General features: G+C 34.0%; 19 protein-coding genes. 17 read left to right on the top strand and 2 right to left on the bottom strand.

The features are described from left to right. Positions 1 to 26 precede the first annotated feature (26 nt). On the top strand, positions 27 to 1319 hold the full coding sequence (locus tag ABC346_RS13175) for a pyrimidine-nucleoside phosphorylase (RefSeq protein WP_413235273.1): 1293 nt from the start codon (positions 27 to 29) through the stop codon (positions 1317 to 1319). A 482-nt stretch (positions 1320 to 1801) separates the two neighbouring features. Here ABC346_RS13175 and ABC346_RS13180 read toward each other — a convergent pair whose 3' ends face one another. Next, entirely contained in the window at positions 1802 to 2524 is a 723-nt protein-coding gene (locus tag ABC346_RS13180; RefSeq protein ID WP_413235274.1) for a 3-ketoacyl-ACP reductase, read from the bottom strand. 270 nt (positions 2525 to 2794) lie between these two features. On the opposite strand from ABC346_RS13180, the gene ABC346_RS13185 reads away from it, so the two are divergent. The 11 genes from ABC346_RS13185 (at position 2795) to ABC346_RS13235 (ending at position 11600) form a co-directional block, all read left to right on the top strand. Then, the gene (locus tag ABC346_RS13185; protein ID WP_413235275.1) at positions 2795 to 3961 is read left to right on the top strand and encodes a D-alanyl-D-alanine carboxypeptidase family protein; all 1167 of its coding nucleotides are present in this window, start codon (positions 2795 to 2797) and stop codon (positions 3959 to 3961) included. A 105-nt stretch (positions 3962 to 4066) separates the two neighbouring features. Beyond that, the gene (spoIIAA, locus tag ABC346_RS13190) at positions 4067 to 4420 is read left to right on the top strand and encodes an anti-sigma F factor antagonist (protein ID WP_413235276.1); all 354 of its coding nucleotides are present in this window, start codon (positions 4067 to 4069) and stop codon (positions 4418 to 4420) included. Then, on the top strand, positions 4417 to 4857 hold the full coding sequence (gene spoIIAB, locus ABC346_RS13195) for an anti-sigma F factor (RefSeq protein ID WP_413235277.1): 441 nt from the start codon (positions 4417 to 4419) through the stop codon (positions 4855 to 4857). Before spoIIAA ends, spoIIAB begins: the two co-directional genes overlap by 4 nt. Before the next feature lie 9 nt (positions 4858 to 4866). Further along, positions 4867 to 5619, top strand: a complete 753-nt coding sequence (sigF, locus tag ABC346_RS13200) for an RNA polymerase sporulation sigma factor SigF (RefSeq protein ID WP_413235278.1) — start codon at positions 4867 to 4869, stop codon at positions 5617 to 5619. 325 nt (positions 5620 to 5944) lie between these two features. After that, complete coding sequence (locus ABC346_RS13205) at positions 5945 to 6562, top strand: stage V sporulation protein AA (RefSeq protein ID WP_413235279.1); 618 nt, start codon at positions 5945 to 5947, stop codon at positions 6560 to 6562. Continuing rightward, entirely contained in the window at positions 6540 to 6968 is a 429-nt protein-coding gene (locus ABC346_RS13210) for a stage V sporulation protein AB (protein WP_413235280.1), read from the top strand. The genes ABC346_RS13205 and ABC346_RS13210 overlap by 23 nt, the downstream gene beginning before the upstream one ends. 23 nt (positions 6969 to 6991) lie before the next feature. Beyond that, on the top strand, positions 6992 to 8467 hold the full coding sequence (locus ABC346_RS13215; protein WP_413235281.1) for a spore germination protein: 1476 nt from the start codon (positions 6992 to 6994) through the stop codon (positions 8465 to 8467). 343 nt (positions 8468 to 8810) lie between these two features. Continuing rightward, the gene (lysA, locus tag ABC346_RS13220) at positions 8811 to 10118 is read left to right on the top strand and encodes a diaminopimelate decarboxylase (RefSeq protein ID WP_413235282.1); all 1308 of its coding nucleotides are present in this window, start codon (positions 8811 to 8813) and stop codon (positions 10116 to 10118) included. A 76-nt stretch (positions 10119 to 10194) separates the two neighbouring features. Next, entirely contained in the window at positions 10195 to 10626 is a 432-nt protein-coding gene (locus ABC346_RS13225; protein ID WP_413235283.1) for a peptidylprolyl isomerase, read from the top strand. Between the two features lie 12 nt (positions 10627 to 10638). Continuing rightward, positions 10639 to 11124 (top strand): hypothetical protein, encoded by a 486-nt coding sequence (locus ABC346_RS13230; protein WP_413235284.1) that lies wholly within the window; start codon positions 10639 to 10641, stop codon positions 11122 to 11124. Positions 11125 to 11222: 98 nt separating this feature from the next. Beyond that, positions 11223 to 11600, top strand: coding sequence for a GNAT family N-acetyltransferase (locus ABC346_RS13235; RefSeq protein ID WP_413235285.1), 378 nt, complete (start codon positions 11223 to 11225; stop codon positions 11598 to 11600). A 97-nt stretch (positions 11601 to 11697) separates the two neighbouring features. Here ABC346_RS13235 and ABC346_RS13240 read toward each other — a convergent pair whose 3' ends face one another. Then, the gene (locus ABC346_RS13240) at positions 11698 to 11787 is read right to left on the bottom strand and encodes a YjcZ family sporulation protein (protein ID WP_413235286.1); all 90 of its coding nucleotides are present in this window, start codon (positions 11785 to 11787) and stop codon (positions 11698 to 11700) included. Positions 11788 to 11925: 138 nt separating this feature from the next. Here ABC346_RS13240 and ABC346_RS13245 point away from each other — a divergent pair, with 138 nt between their 5' ends. The 5 genes from ABC346_RS13245 (at position 11926) to ABC346_RS13265 (ending at position 15617) form a co-directional block, all read left to right on the top strand. After that, on the top strand, positions 11926 to 12675 hold the full coding sequence (locus ABC346_RS13245; RefSeq protein WP_413235287.1) for a segregation/condensation protein A: 750 nt from the start codon (positions 11926 to 11928) through the stop codon (positions 12673 to 12675). After that, a complete protein-coding gene (scpB, locus tag ABC346_RS13250) occupies positions 12672 to 13250 on the top strand; it encodes an SMC-Scp complex subunit ScpB (protein ID WP_413235288.1) in 579 nt (192 codons plus the stop codon). The genes ABC346_RS13245 and scpB overlap by 4 nt, the downstream gene beginning before the upstream one ends. Before the next feature lie 146 nt (positions 13251 to 13396). Then, positions 13397 to 14500, top strand: a complete 1104-nt coding sequence (locus ABC346_RS13255; protein WP_413235289.1) for a D-alanyl-D-alanine carboxypeptidase family protein — start codon at positions 13397 to 13399, stop codon at positions 14498 to 14500. Further along, positions 14497 to 15087, top strand: coding sequence for a nucleoside recognition domain-containing protein (locus tag ABC346_RS13260; protein WP_413235290.1), 591 nt, complete (start codon positions 14497 to 14499; stop codon positions 15085 to 15087). The genes ABC346_RS13255 and ABC346_RS13260 overlap by 4 nt, the downstream gene beginning before the upstream one ends. Next, positions 15087 to 15617, top strand: coding sequence for a spore maturation protein (locus ABC346_RS13265; RefSeq protein WP_413235291.1), 531 nt, complete (start codon positions 15087 to 15089; stop codon positions 15615 to 15617). Before ABC346_RS13260 ends, ABC346_RS13265 begins: the two co-directional genes overlap by 1 nt. Positions 15618 to 15632 lie beyond the last annotated feature (15 nt).

Consider the following 15632-nt stretch of genomic DNA (forward strand, 5'->3'; position numbering starts at 1 on the left):
CTAATTTTGGAGAGGATGTAGAAATAATGAATACGGTAGAGATTATAAATAAGAAAAAATATGGTGAAGTCTTAAGCTACGATGAGATAAAACATGTGATTACCGGTTATGTAGAAGGTAATATTCCCGATTATCAGGTTTCTTCTCTATTAATGGCGATTTATTTTAATGGATTAACGAATCAAGAGACATCTGATTTAACTGAAATTATGGTGAACTCTGGAGATCAGATAGATATGTCTTTCTTAAATACCATTGTGGTCGATAAGCATTCTACAGGTGGTGTAGGTGATAAAGTTAGCTTAATTGTTGCACCAATTATCGCTTCATTAGGTATCCCGTTTGCAAAGATGAGCGGAAGAGGATTAGGTCATACTGGTGGCACAGTGGACAAGTTAGAATCTATTAAAGGATTCCATACGGAATTACCATTAGATACATTTAAAGAACAGGTAAAAGAGCATGGTATTGCATTAGTTGGACAATCAGGAAACTTAGTTCCTGCAGACAAGAAATTATATGCATTACGTGATGTAACAGGTACAGTAGATTCAATTCCTTTAATAGCTAGTTCTATCATGAGTAAAAAAATTGCTTCAGGAGCAGATTCAATTGTATTGGATATAAAAGTTGGTAATGGAGCTTTTATGAAGACAGTAGAAGAAGCTGAAAAATTGGCTATTGCAATGGTTGAAATTGGTAAAAAGTTAGATCGTGAAACTGTTGCTGTGCTTACACGAATGGATCAGCCATTAGGAGATGAAGTTGGTAATGCAAATGAAGTTATTGAAGCCATAAAATTATTACGTGACCATGATTATAGCCAAGATATTTATGATGTATCTGTTGAGATTGCTTCACAAATGGTATTACTAGCGAAAAAAGCTTCAACGATTGAAGAAGCAAGAAATTTGGTCTCAGACGTTATTACAAATGGTACAGCTTATAAAAAATTAGTTGAATTTGTTGAAGCGCAAGATGGAGATATAAATAGCGTAGATGAATTAAAAGCGAAAAAATCAATTGACGTATTAAGTGATGAGGAAGGATACTACGCATCCGTAAATACACAAGCAATTGGTGAAGCTGCTATGCTACTTGGTGCTGGTAGGGAAACGAAAGAAGATCAGATTGATCATCAAGTAGGAATAACATTCCATGTGAAATTAGGAGATGCAATTAAAAAAGGAGATAAAATTGCAACCATCCATACAAACAAACAAGATAATGAGGAAGCTATCCAAAAAATCAAGAAGGCAATGGGTTATACAACAGAGGCTGTTGAAACAAAGGATAGCGTAATTAAAATTATAAAATAGTTTTTAATTAATCCTTTAGAAAACTTCATGTTAAATAGAAATAAAAGAACCTAAATTTCCTATTTCCACGTTAGGAGTTTTAGGTTCTTATTTTTGTAGTTTGAGTTATGAGCAATCAAGGATGGATTGTTTTGATGAAGTATCTTTTGTTCTATAGTCTCTTATAGATAAAAATGAGGCAATTATAAGACGGGGGAGGGAACTAGGAAAATAATTACTTAATTTCATAATTAAGGTATATGGTTTAAATTCGAATGTTGTGCTGTTTGATTTCCATTGCAGATGCGCTTTTAGTAGGTACATTTTCCATTACAATCAAAGCCAAGATTTCCTGTAATCCGAACATTAATATTTATAATATTAATACTAATTCGTTTGTTAATAAAACTTGGCAATTATGAAATTGACTCACTTAACTAACTGATAGACAAGTCAGGAGACTTATTATTGTTAAATAAGTCCCTGCTATTGTCCCAATAGTATTAAAATGGGTTTGTTGCCCATTGAAGTGATTGTTTTATAAAAATCCGAGGATGTAACTTCAATTGAGATACAATATATTCCGCTAAATCTTCTGGTTGCATATACTTGTCTTCATTTTTTTCGGCTAATTCATTTCCAAATACTAATTCTGTAGCTACTAAACTCGGGTTCATCGTAAATACACGTATATTATTTGGACGAACTTCCTGCATTAATGCTTCTGCCATACCTTGTATTGCAAATTTTGAAGCACTATAAGCAGTAGAACCAGCAGTTCCTTTTAGACCATTACTGGAAGAAATCATAATAATATCTCCTTGATTTTTCTTCTTCATATGTGGCAACACTCGATGCGTCACATGATACGTTCCAAATACATTTACATTGATTACTTGTTTCCAATCGGTAGGGCTAACTTCATCTAAATTGCCGTAAGTTGAAATTCCCGCGTTGTTAATGAGTATATCGGCCTCACCAAGATTGTTTTCGAGTTGTGTAATAGCATAATCCACTTGCTCTGCATCACTAATATCTACAATTTCGTACTGATAGCGAACTCCCAATTTTTTTATGCTTTCTGATACATCTTTTAACTTCTGTTCAGAACGAGCCAATAACCCAATATGAACTCCTTGTTTGGCTAATTCTATAGCGGTTGCTTTCCCAATTCCACTACTTGCACCCGTAATAAATGCGACTTTTCCTTTAATAGATTGACCCATTTTAATTCCCTCCAATCTTTAATTCATGTACAAATTATACGGAATAACAAGCTTTCTATCAAAATAAAAGTTTATCCCTTATATAGGGTAGTAATTCATAATTTCAAGATGATGTGGACAAGCCAAAAGGATAAGTGACGAAATAAAGAAAACTCTCACTTTGTGAAGTTTTATACTTTATTTTTTGTAGCATGATAATTTCAAAAGAGGTATGAAAACCCTATTAGAAGGAAAAACTAACGAGTATCTATTGAAGTTGGAGGTAAGGCTATGAGAAAGATACGAAACGTAATGATAATTGGGATATTAGGTGTATTATTTTTTGGTCATACCGTGTCAGCAGAAGAAAGTGAGCAGGAGATTAATCTAATTGAAGATGCTACTTCTGGGATACTTATGGAACAAGATACAGGAACGATTCTTTATGATAAAAACGCACATGAACAACTTCCCCCAGCAAGTATGACGAAAATAATGACATTACTATTAGTTATGGAATCTTTAGAAAAAGGAGACATAGCAAAAGACGATGTTATTATTGTAAGTGAAAAAGCTGCTTCTATGGGTGGTTCACAGATATTTTTGGAAGCTGGAGAAGAAATGACAGTAAATGATTTATTAAAAGGGGTAGCAGTAGCTTCTGGTAATGATGCAAGTGTCGCTTTAGCAGAGAAAATAGCTGGTAGTGAAGAAGCGTTTGTAAATAAGATGAATGAAAAAGCAAAAGAGTTAAATTTAAAAAATACGTTATTCCAAAATACTACTGGTTTGCCTGAAGAAAATCATTATAGTAGTGCCTATGATATGGCAATTATGGCAAACGAACTCTTAAAACATGAGTCAATTACAGACTATACATCTATATACGAAGATTACCTTCGCCAAGGCAAAGAAAATGAATTTTGGCTTGTTAATACAAATAAACTAGTTCGTTTCTATAAAGGTGCAGATGGGTTAAAGACTGGTTATACTAGTGAGGCGAAATATTGCTTAACAGCCACAGCTAAACGAGATGACATGCGAGTAATTGCCGTAGTTATGGGCGCGAAATCACCAAAGGAAAGAAATGCAATGGTAACTGAATTACTTGATTATGCATTCCACAGCTATGAAACAAATCCTTTATTTTCAAAAGGGGATAAGGTGACTGAGATAGAATTATTAAAGGCAGAGCAATCTTCCGTAGATATTGTAACAGATCATTCTGTTAGCACGATACACAAAAAAGGAGATGAAAAGAAGAATATTTCTACAGAAGTAAAATTACAAGAATCTTGGACATTTCCGATTAAAAAAGGGGATGAAGTAGGAAAATTAGTAATTAAAGATGGAGATACAATTATATCTGAAGTACCTTTAACTGTTAAAGAAACCGTAGAAAAAGCATCTTTTGGTGATTTAATGAAAAGATCCTTACAAGAATTGGTGAAACATTAATAATAAAGTAACATTTCCACTTCTTTTGTCGATGGGCAGGAATTAGCGCATTGTTTGAAGAAATTAGCTATCTAAGAAATTTTATTAAGGGAGGAATCGTGAAACATGGCACTTCATTCTGACTTTGATGTTGTAGGGGATGTCCTCATCGTCAGACTATCTGGGGAATTGGATCATCATGAGACGGAGGCTTTACGAGATATATGGAAGGATAAGATATATAATAATCCGATTAAACACGTTATTTTGAATCTTGAACAAGTAAGTTTTATGGATTCTTCTGGATTAGGAGTAGTACTGGGGAGGTATAAAGAGGTAATTCAATTAGGGGGAGAAATGATGGTCTGTTCCGTTTCTCCGCCAATACAACGTTTATTTGAAATGTCAGGTCTATTTAAAATTGTTCGTAAAGCAGACAATGAACAATATGCGCTAGAAGCATTGGGGGTGGCATCATGAAAAATGAAATGTCTCTCTCATTTGCAAGTGTAAGTGAGAATGAAGCATTTGCTCGAGTTGCAGTAGCATCATTTATTACTCAGTTAGATCCGACAATGGATGAGTTGACAGAAATTAAGACAGTTGTTTCCGAAGCAGTAACAAATTCGATTATTCATGGATACCATAATGAACCTCAACACAAAGTCTATATTGAATGTGTAATTCATGATGATGAAATTGAATTAACCATTCGTGATGAAGGTGTAGGTATCGATAATATTGATGAAGCAAGAGAACCATTATATACTTCCAAGCCAGAACTTGAACGATCTGGAATGGGGTTCACTATTATTGAAAATTTTATGGATTCTGTGGAAGTTATTTCTGCTCCCGAAAAAGGAACTTCCGTATATATGACCAAACAACTTTCAAAATCAAAAACCGTATATAATTAAGGGCTAATCATGAATGTGAATAAAACACGGGAGCGGGAGCAGCTAACCGATGAGCAGGTAAAAGAACTTATACGCTTGAGCCAGCAGGGGGACCAAACGGCGCGAGACCGTTTAGTAGAAAAAAATATACGACTTGTCTGGTCAGTAGTTCAACGTTTTATTAATCGGGGGTACGATCCGGACGATTTATTTCAAATTGGAAGTATTGGTTTAATTAAATCAATCGACAAATTTGATTTAAGCTATGATGTTAAATTTTCCACCTATGCAGTACCGATGATTATCGGAGAGATTCAACGTTTTATTCGTGATGATGGCAGTATCAAAGTAAGTCGATCCTTAAAAGAAATAGGAAATAAAATTAGAAGAAAAAAAGATGAAATGACGAAACAGTATGGACGTTCTCCAACGGTAAATGAATTAGCCGAAGCTCTCGAATTACAACCTGAGGAAGTTGTACATGCCCAGGAAGCAGCGAAGTCACCACAATCGATTTATGAGACGGTGTTTGAAAACGATGGAGATCCAATAACTTTATTAGATCAGATTGCAGAACAAGATTCAAAATGGTTTGAAAAACTATCATTACAAGAGGCAATCCGAAGTTTAACGGAACGTGAGCGTTTGATTATTTATCTTCGTTACTATAAAGACAAGACGCAAACAGAGGTAGCAGAAAGATTAGGAATTTCGCAGGTACAAGTATCACGACTAGAGAAAAAGATCTTAGAAGATATGAAAAAAAATATGGATTCAAGTTAAACCGTAAATGAGTCTTCTCTTTGGAAGGCTCTTTTTATGTTCATAATGGCAAGTTGGTCAAAAGACGGATGATAATTAAAGGTCTGGTTGAGACTCAGCTGCATGAGCATCCGGAGGCTCATGCAGCTGCCGCCAGATAAACGAAGTATATTCCTGTAGTGGGTTTTTCAAAACAATTCAACCGAATTATCTTTCTTTTGAGTTAATACTTTGTCTCAATTTCTCTTCTAAAATGAAGTTTCACTTTATGGGATGTTTTTTAATAAAAACATTTAATTTGACTAATACTATACTCACTATACACCAATGGAAAGAAGGCTGAGTTATGGCTGATATTGTCTACTTACGAATGCATAAAAAAGTTAATATATCCCATAAAAAGCAATTGTATTTAGAGGATATTGCTCATGTCTCTTCTAATATTTCCTATAAGAAAAAACTTGAATTGACACCCATTTATCGTATTACTGAAAAAGATAACAACATTTTAATTATTGATAGCTTCTTAATTGTCGATCATTTAATTTCCATATTTTCGGATATAGAGGTTCAATTATTAGGGTCTGAACAAACAATTATTCATATTCAAAAAAGGAAGAAACAAACCAATCTCTGGATTGTAGCTTTTGTATGGCTGTTACTTTTTGTTGGTACTGCAATGACAATCATGAATTTTCACTATGACGTAAGCATGCAACAAGTTCAACAAAAAATTCATTTACTACTAACTGGCAGGGAAAACGAATTTCCTCTATGGATTCAGATTCCATACTCCCTAGGATTAGGAGTAGGAACATTATTATTTTTTAATCACTGGTTTAATAAACGTTTCAATGAAGAACCAAGCCCCTTAGAAATAGAGATTTTTAATTATCAGCAGGATATTAATCAATATATCACCTATATGGAAAATGATTTAAATGATCCAAGAAATCTTTCTTAGATTCTTGCAAGTTTTTATTGGTTTTAGTGGTGGTTTAGCAGTTGGGGCAGGGTTTGTAGCTTTTATAACTGTACTAGGAATTATTCCTCGTCTAGTACAGTTAAGTAAGTCTGAAGCTTTTACAAAAGCATATGGTGGTTCTGTGATTTTTGGTTTGTTAATTGGAACTTATTTCTCCTTTGCGTCTATAACCCTTAATCAGACGATTATAACACTGTTATTTTGGGGATTGTTACACGGAATATTTAATGGCATGTTAGCGGCTGCTTTAACGGAAGTGTTAAATGTTTTTCCTATCTTGACGCGAAGAATTGGAATGGACAAATTTGTATTAATTTTTATGATGGCATTATTACTAGGTAAAGTTTTTGGTTCCTTATTTCAATGGACTGTATTTGTAAGATAAACAAAAAGGCAGGTTATTGTTTTATGAGTAAATTAAAATCTCAACAAAAGCGTATGATTTCACCAAAGATTGAAGAAAATTACAATTATATGAAGACCAAACTTGGAATTAAAACTTCCTTTGACATTGGTTATCGAGAAATTATAATTTTAAAGCAACGTATTCATTTATATTATGTAACTGGACTTTGTGATGCCTCTGTTGTTCAGGAAATGTTAAAAAAGCTAGTGGAAATTAATGATGTAGAAACAAACAAAAGAAAGCTCCCTGAAATAATTGAAAATAGGCTTGTACATCAACAAGTAGAATCAGTAAAAACAATGGATGAAGCAGTTGATCAAGTACTAAGTGGTCTTATTGCAGTATTTATAGATGGAGAGCGATTTGCTCAAATTGTCGATGTTCGTAATTACCCTGGAAGGACTCCGGAAGAACCAGATACAGAAAAAGTCATTCGAGGATCAAGAGACGGATTTACTGAAAATATAATTGAAAATACCGCATTAACCAGAAGAAGGCTAAGAGATGAAAATTTAAGAAATGAAATGGTAAAAGTTGGAGAAAGGTCGAAAACAGATGTATGTATTACTTATTTACAAGATGTAGCTGATGATGGATTAATTGAACTTATTAAAAACCATATCAGTAAAATTAAGCTAGATGGGATTTCGATGGCAGAAAAAACATTAGAGGAGTTTTTAATTTTACGAAGATGGAATATATATCCTTTAGTTCGATATACAGAACGACCAGATGTAGCAGCAAGTCATTTATTAGAAGGTCATGTTCTTATATTTGTAGATACATCACCCAGTGCAATAATACTGCCTACGACTTTTTTTCATCATCTTCAACATGCAGAAGAATATCGACAAGTACCATCTATTGGAACCTTTATTCGAATAATTCGCTTTATGGCAGTATTAGCAGCGTTATTTTTACTGCCAACATGGGTGCTTTTTGCTATCGAACCGTCACTTTTACCAGAAGGTTTAAGTTTTATTGGTCCGAATGATGAAGGTAATGTTCCAATTGTTGTGCAAGTACTCTTAGCAATGATTGGTATTGAATTCTTAAGGATGGCGGCCATTCACACCCCTACGCCTTTATCTACAGCAATGGGGTTAATTGCAGCTGTATTAATTGGAGAAATCGCTATTGAAGTAGGTTTGTTTTCACCAGAAGTTATACTTTATGTGTCTACAGCTTCCATAGGTAATTACGTTACTCCAAGTTATGAAATAAGTGTAGCGAATAAAGTTGTTAGTATGACACTAGTCGTGATTGTTGGACTGTTTGGCTTGCCAGGATATGTGATTTCAATAACTTTATACATTTTATTTTTAATTCAAATAAAGTCATTGAAAACACCATATTTATGGCCACTAGTTCCATTTAATCCGAAAGCAATGATTCAAATTCTTATCCGCGTACCTGTTCCTTATACGAAGAGCAGACCAAGTATTGTCCATCCTAAAAATAACTATCGTCAACCTTAACTGTAATTTGGGCTTGTGACAAAAACAAAAATTTCCGTCAATAGACAAATGATTAAAAAAATAGCAAAAGAATATACGGATACTCCGGTGGGAGGAAGGCATAGGTGAGACACTGATGCATGAGCACCTGGCGTCTTATCAGCCGCCAGATGTGGATGAGTGGAGTATATTTCTTAAAGCGATTTTTCAAAACCTATTCAAACGGATTTATCTTTTGAGTAAATACATTTGTCTCAAGCTTTTATTAATTTATGAGTATATTGATTATAATTCATGCTTTTGTTTTTTACGGTGTTGTGATAAAGTGTTTTTATTATTTGAAATTACGGGGGAAATTTGAATTATGATAATAGATACTCACCCTTATACAGTTAATGAAAAAGGACATTTAGAAATAGGTGGCCTGGACACACTTGATTTAGCACAGAAATATGGTACTCCTTTGTATGTATATGATGTAGCGCTTATTCGAAATAACGCTCGGGCATTTGTACAAGCGTTTACGGATAATGGTATAGTAGGAAAAGTCGCTTATGCGAGTAAAGCATTTTCTTCTATCGCTATGCTTCAGGTAGCTAAACAGGAAGGATTATGTCTTGATGTTATATCAGAAGGAGAATTATATACAGCTTTACAAGCTGACTTTCCAACTGAACGAATACATATGCATGGGAATAATAAAAGTATGAAAGAGATTAGGATGGCAGTAGATTATGAAATTGGGTGTGTTGTCATTGATAATTTTCATGATATTGATCTGTTGGAAGAAGTACTAGAAGAAAAACAAAAACAAATGGATGTTTTAATCCGTGTAACACCAGGTGTTGAGTCGAAAACACATCAATATATCATGACTGGAAACGAAGATTCAAAGTTTGGATTTGATTTACAAAATGGACAAGCTGAACAAGCATTTAAACGTTTATATCAACATCAACGAATTCGTTTTCAAGGACTGCATTGCCATATAGGCTCACAAATATTCGAAACAAGTGGATTTAAAGTAGCTACTAATTTATTGTTTTCTGAACTAGAAAAATGGAATACTAAATATCAATATCAGCCCAATGTCCTCAATTTGGGCGGAGGGTTTGGAATACGTTATACAAAAGATGACCAACCATTACCGCTAGAAGATTATATAGAGGGTATGGCGGACGCTGTACAGTCACATGTCCAACGATTGTCAATGGAGATGCCAGAAATTTGGATAGAGCCAGGTAGATCTATTGTTGGAAATGCTGGAATCACATTATACACCATTGGATCAAACAAACAGATACCTGGAATTAGAGAATATTACTCTATTGATGGTGGAATGACAGATAATATTAGACCCGCCTTATATAATGCGGGATATGAAGCAGTTATTGCGAATCATCCAAAAAAACCTATTACAAAAGAAGTTTCTATTGCAGGTAAATGCTGTGAATCTGGAGATATGCTGATATGGGATTTACCAGTTCCAGAAATTAATAGTGGAGATATTCTAGCTGTCTTCTCAACAGGTGCTTATAATTACTCTATGGCGAGTCACTATAACCGACTTCCAAATGCTGCAGTAGTATTTGTGGAAAATGGAAAAGATCAATTAGTCGTTAGAAGAGAAACCTATCAAGATGTAGTACGTAATGATTTATCCTACGAATAAGGAGAGTTATTCATTTATATATTTGACAAGAAGTGATAAAATATATAAGAATCTATGATATAAGGAGATAATTATTATGAAAACAGGATATGTTTTAATGGAAAATGGTAATAAAATTGAATTTGAACTCTATCCAGAAGAAGCGCCTAATACCGTTGCTAATTTCGAAAAACTTGCTTCTGATCAGTTCTATGATGGCCTTACTTTTCATCGTGTGATTCCAGGGTTTGTAAGCCAAGGAGGATGTCCTGTAGGAAATGGTACTGGTTCAGCTGGATATACAATAAAGTGTGAAACAGAAGATAATCCACACAAACATGAAGAAGGTTCTTTATCAATGGCGCATGCTGGTAAAGATACTGGAAGCAGTCAATTTTTCATTGTGCATGAACCTCAACCTCATCTTGATGGAGTCCATACTGTATTTGGTAAAGTTACATCAGGAATTGAACATGCAAAAGCAATGCGAAATGGCGATACGATGAAAGAAATTCGTATTGATTCTTAATCGGTTATAATAATGAGCTTAATAGATATTGTTTTATTTTTGTTTATTATTGCTCCGATTATTACCCTGATACATGAAATTGGTCATGTTTCAGGGTCATTTGTTTATAAAGCAGTTCATATCTCTATACATATTGGCTGGGGATCACCTATAATAAAAAAACGTGTAGGAAATCTTCAGGTCAACATATATTCCTTGTACATATTAGGTGGGGGAAGTTATTATCATTTTAGTCATGACTTGCTACCACACCAACGAGCATTTATTGCTCTTTTAGGACCTCTATTTAATATCATTGTATTTTTTATGCTATTAATTCCGTTTGGGATAGATAGTGATTATCTGTTAGTTAGCTTAGCTATGTGGTTTAATCTTTGGATAGCAATTGTTAATATGATTCCGTTCCAATGGAAGAATAAATCATCTGACGGTTTAGTTGTATGGTATGCTATAAGAGATATTTATACTAAATCTAAATGGAGCAAAGTTGACAAATAATATATAGCATGACATAAATAATATATATAGTTAGTTGGTATTAATAATTGTCTAACTATAATATAGAATTACCATTACAGCAATAATGAGGGGTAATTATGTTAATTCGTTATAAAAAAAATCTTGAAAAAATTGCAATGGGCTTATTATCGTTTATGCCCGAAGAAAAGAAAGACGTAAAAAAATTACAGCAAACAATCAAAGATTATGAACAACTTGATCACTGGCATCTACATTTATGGAAAGAAGAGGACGATGTATTAGGTGCAATTGGTGTTCAGATTTTGGATGAAACATCATTAGTAATTCAGCATATTTCCGTAAATCCATCTCATCGTAACAGTGGGATTGGTCAGAAGATGATTCTGGAGATTCAACGGATTTATGGTAATAAGTATGAAATTACACCGACCGAGGAAATAGAAGATTTCTTTGAAAAGTGTATAGACAGTTCAGAGGTCGATAGCAAGGAATAAATGGTGAAAACCAGCCCATTGACTAATGGGCTGGTTTTCTTCGTCAGCTGTATATACTGCTTGAAAAAGTATAATGCTTTTATTTAAGCTCTGCTTTCTAGTACCAAGCAGCACCGACAATTACTAACAAGATAAACAATACTACGATTAACGCAAATCCTCCTGCATAACCATATCCACCACTCATGTTTAACTGCCTCCTTTGTGTTCATTACATAAATGTTTTGTGATAACATTTATATTACGCTATAGCTTATGTAAGATATGTATACTGTGTATGGGCACAACTCACATATCTAATTATTTTTTGAAAGGAAATCATATTATGCACGAAGGATATAAAGTAAAACTGGATACATTTGAAGGTCCATTAGATTTATTATTACATTTAATTAATCAATATGAAATCGATATATATGATATTCCTGTCGCTCAAATTACACAGCAATACATGGAGTATATACATACTATGCAACACTTGGAATTAAATTTAGCTAGCGAATACTTAGTAATGGCTTCCACATTATTAGCAATAAAAAGCCAAATGCTTTTGCCAAAACAAGAATTAGAAGATGATCTTGATGAAGAGTATATGGAAGATCCAAGAGAAGAATTGATGCAACGATTGATCGAGTACCGCAAATATAAAGAAGTAGCAGAACGGTTAAAAGAAAAAGAAAATGAAGAAAATCAATTATACACTCGACCACCAGTTGTATTTGAATTCAATGACATACCAGAGAAGGTTACAACAAATCAAACGGATATTTCTATATTTGATATGATTGGTGCATTAAATAAAATGTTGAAAAGAAAAGAATGGTCCGAGCCACATGATACTACAGTGCAACGAATGGATATTCCCATTGAGAAACGAATGAAAGATGTGCTTCAACGGGTGAAGTCTGCTTCAAACGGATTGGTATTTGATGAATTATTTCCAACGCCAACTAAAAATTATGTTGTCGTTACATTTGTAGCAGTTCTTGAATTAATGAAAGATAAGCAAATATACGCTGTACAAGAAAGACACTTTGAAGACCTGTATTTATTTAGCATGGAGGAATCTACGTGAATATGAATGAACTTAAAGGCGTTACAGAAGGGTTACTATTTGCCAGTGGTGATGAAGGTGTTACGTTAAAACAACTAAGTAAAATATTAGATATCGGAATTGATGCAGTGGAGCATCTATTAGAGGAATTACGGTTTGAATACGAACGGGAAGACCGTGGATTAATGATAATTCAATCGAATGATATTTTTCATTTAACTACAAAACCAGAACATAGCTCTTATTTTAAACGTTTAATTGATTCTCCACGTACAAGTAAAATGTCACAAGCAGCTTTGGAAACACTTGCTATAATAGCTTATCGTCAACCTATAACAAGGGCAGAAATTGATGAGATTAGAGGAGTTCGTAGTGAACGACCTGTCCAAACACTGATAACACGAAGTTTGATAGAAGAATGTGGAAGAAAAGACACGGTTGGAAGACCAGTATTGTTTCAAACAAGCAAAGAGTTTCTTACCTTTTTTGGTTTGTCAGCCTTAGATGAATTACCACCACTACCTGAAAATATTGACCCTGATAAAGAAGAACGAGAAGCAGATTTATTTTTCGAAAGATTTCAAGACGAAGTATAAATGATATTGAATCATCTAAATCCCTTTATGGGATTTTTTTATTTTTCATTTCTTCTAGCAAAATAAATAATTATCGCTTGTACTCATAACCATTTTTGACTTGCATAAGATAGTTATAGAAAAGATATCTAGGAGGACAAGAACTGATGCGTGTATTCATTGGATTATTGACATTTTTACTTATAATCATGAGTTTTCCTTTGTATGGACAAGCATTACCATCTGTTTCTGCAAATAACGCAGTATTAATTGAACAGTCTACAGGTAGAGTGTTATTTGAGAAAAGTGCTAATGAAGAAGCTTCTATAGCTAGTATTACAAAAATCATGACAGCAATCATCGCTATAGAATCTGGAATGTTAGATGAACAAGTAACTACTTCTAGAAAAGCAATTTATACAGAAGGATCCTCTATCTATCTAGAACAGGGTGAAGAAATCCCCTTAAAAGATTTAGTTTATGGATTAATGCTCCGCTCTGGAAATGATGCAGCCGTAGCAATAGCTGAACATGTAGGGGGAAGTGAAGAAGGTTTTGTTTACTTAATGAACGAAAAAGCGAAGTGGTTAGGGATGGAAAATACGCATTTTGATAATCCACATGGCTTAGATTCAGACACGCATTATTCGAGTGCATATGATATGGCGATTCTAATGAAATATGCAATGGATGATCCTATGTTTCGAGAAGTTAGTGAATCTGAGTCATATCTTTCAGAAAACAGAACCTATCACTGGCAAAATAAAAATAAACTCCTGACTCGTTTATATAGTTATTGTACTGGTGGTAAGACTGGATATACGAAAGCTACCGGAAGAACATTAGTCACTTCGGCTCATAAAAATGGTATGGATCTAATTGCAGTAACTTTAGATGCTCCAGATGACTGGCAAGATCATATTAGTATGTTTGAGTGGGGTTTTGATCAATTTGAAATGAAAACAGTACAAGAGGAAGGGACAGCACTTTATCATATTAAACCTGAGACAAGTACCGTATACGGTAACTTTAAGAAAGCTGTACACCTCCCTTTACTAAAGGATGGAAAAGATAAACTTGATGTGAAAAATTATCTCTTATCAAAAGGAAATAGTGATTTGAAGCAAGCGATTGGGAAATCTGTTTATTATATAAACAATTTAGAAGTGTATGAATCATATATTTATCCGGGAGAACCACAGAAAGAAGACTCTATCTTTGATAACTTAAAAACAGTATTTGAATCAATTATTGGAAGAGAAGCTATATGATCAATTGGATATGGATCTCCATGGCAGTAATAGGAATTGTCTATGCGATGTTTAGCGGAAATATGGAGGCAGTAAATCAAGCAATCTTTGAAAGTGCTGGAGATGCGGTTACATTATCCATTGGACTTATTAGTATATTAGTTTTCTGGTTAGGTATGATGAGAATCGCCAAAGAGGCGGGATTACTTGATTTATTAGCAAAAGTATTTCGCCCAATCGTAGTTCGAATATTTCCTGACATACCAAAAGATCATCCTGCAATTGGCTATATTCTTTCAAATATGACAGCAAATATGTTTGGACTTGGAAATGCGGCAACTCCGATTGGTATTAAAGCCATGGAAGAAATGAAAAAACTAAATAACGATAATGATACCGCTTCTCGATCAATGATCACTTTTCTCACATTGAATACAACAGGACTTACCATAGTGCCTACGACAGTAATTGGAATTCGAATGCAATATGAATCTGCTTCTCCAACAGAAATTGTCTCTGCAACAATAATGGCCACAATCATTGCCACGACTGCAGGACTAATAATTGATCGTTTTTACCATTATAAAAGTACTTGGAGGAAAAATTAATGGAGATTATAACATCTATTAGTATTTGGATAATTCCTTGTTTTATATTGGTTATTCTAATAATGGCAGCGGTAAGAAAAATACCAGCTTACGATTTATTTGTGGAAGGAGGGAAAGAAGGTGTCAAAACGGCATTTTCTTTGCTTCCTTTTTTGGTTGGAATGATTGTAGCTATTTCTATTCTTAGGAGCTCGGGAGCAATGGAAGCTTTTGTTCAACTAATCTCACCAATCTTATCTGTCTTTGGAATTCCATCCGAAGTTTTACCACTGGCATTAATAAGGCCAATATCAGGTACAGCAGCATTAGGAATGACTACGGAATTGATTTCAACTTATGGTCCCGATTCTTTCATAGGAAGAATTGCTTCTGTTATGCAAGGAAGTACTGATACGACTTTATACATTATTACTGTCTATTTTGGAGCTGTAGGGATTAAAAAGATTCGATATGCTTTGAAGGTTGGATTACTTGCAGATCTTATTGCTATACTTTCTACAATAGTTCTTGTTAAAATAATGTTTGGATAATACACTTGATAGCGT

Source organism: Oceanobacillus phoenicis (genome assembly GCF_047238145.1).
Classification (GTDB): Bacteria; Bacillota; Bacilli; order Bacillales; family Amphibacillaceae; genus Oceanobacillus.

What these genes read in the sequence shown, in the direction of transcription:
- ABC346_RS13175 (WP_413235273.1), top strand. Translation starts at nt 27, where the DNA reads ATGAATACGGTAGAGATTATAAATAAGAAAAAATATGGTGAAGTCTTA.
- ABC346_RS13180 (WP_413235274.1), bottom strand. Translation starts at nt 2,524, where the DNA reads ATGGGTCAATCTATTAAAGGAAAAGTCGCATTTATTACGGGTGCAAGT.
- ABC346_RS13185 (WP_413235275.1), top strand. Translation starts at nt 2,795, where the DNA reads ATGAGAAAGATACGAAACGTAATGATAATTGGGATATTAGGTGTATTA.
- spoIIAA (WP_413235276.1), top strand. Translation starts at nt 4,067, where the DNA reads ATGGCACTTCATTCTGACTTTGATGTTGTAGGGGATGTCCTCATCGTC.
- spoIIAB (WP_413235277.1), top strand. Translation starts at nt 4,417, where the DNA reads ATGAAAAATGAAATGTCTCTCTCATTTGCAAGTGTAAGTGAGAATGAA.
- sigF (WP_413235278.1), top strand. Translation starts at nt 4,867, where the DNA reads ATGAATGTGAATAAAACACGGGAGCGGGAGCAGCTAACCGATGAGCAG.
- ABC346_RS13205 (WP_413235279.1), top strand. Translation starts at nt 5,945, where the DNA reads ATGGCTGATATTGTCTACTTACGAATGCATAAAAAAGTTAATATATCC.
- ABC346_RS13210 (WP_413235280.1), top strand. Translation starts at nt 6,540, where the DNA reads ATGATCCAAGAAATCTTTCTTAGATTCTTGCAAGTTTTTATTGGTTTT.
- ABC346_RS13215 (WP_413235281.1), top strand. Translation starts at nt 6,992, where the DNA reads ATGAGTAAATTAAAATCTCAACAAAAGCGTATGATTTCACCAAAGATT.
- lysA (WP_413235282.1), top strand. Translation starts at nt 8,811, where the DNA reads ATGATAATAGATACTCACCCTTATACAGTTAATGAAAAAGGACATTTA.
- ABC346_RS13225 (WP_413235283.1), top strand. Translation starts at nt 10,195, where the DNA reads ATGAAAACAGGATATGTTTTAATGGAAAATGGTAATAAAATTGAATTT.
- ABC346_RS13230 (WP_413235284.1), top strand. Translation starts at nt 10,639, where the DNA reads ATGAGCTTAATAGATATTGTTTTATTTTTGTTTATTATTGCTCCGATT.
- ABC346_RS13235 (WP_413235285.1), top strand. Translation starts at nt 11,223, where the DNA reads ATGTTAATTCGTTATAAAAAAAATCTTGAAAAAATTGCAATGGGCTTA.
- ABC346_RS13240 (WP_413235286.1), bottom strand. Translation starts at nt 11,787, where the DNA reads ATGAGTGGTGGATATGGTTATGCAGGAGGATTTGCGTTAATCGTAGTA.
- ABC346_RS13245 (WP_413235287.1), top strand. Translation starts at nt 11,926, where the DNA reads ATGCACGAAGGATATAAAGTAAAACTGGATACATTTGAAGGTCCATTA.
- ABC346_RS13255 (WP_413235289.1), top strand. Translation starts at nt 13,397, where the DNA reads ATGCGTGTATTCATTGGATTATTGACATTTTTACTTATAATCATGAGT.
- ABC346_RS13260 (WP_413235290.1), top strand. Translation starts at nt 14,497, where the DNA reads ATGATCAATTGGATATGGATCTCCATGGCAGTAATAGGAATTGTCTAT.
- ABC346_RS13265 (WP_413235291.1), top strand. Translation starts at nt 15,087, where the DNA reads ATGGAGATTATAACATCTATTAGTATTTGGATAATTCCTTGTTTTATA.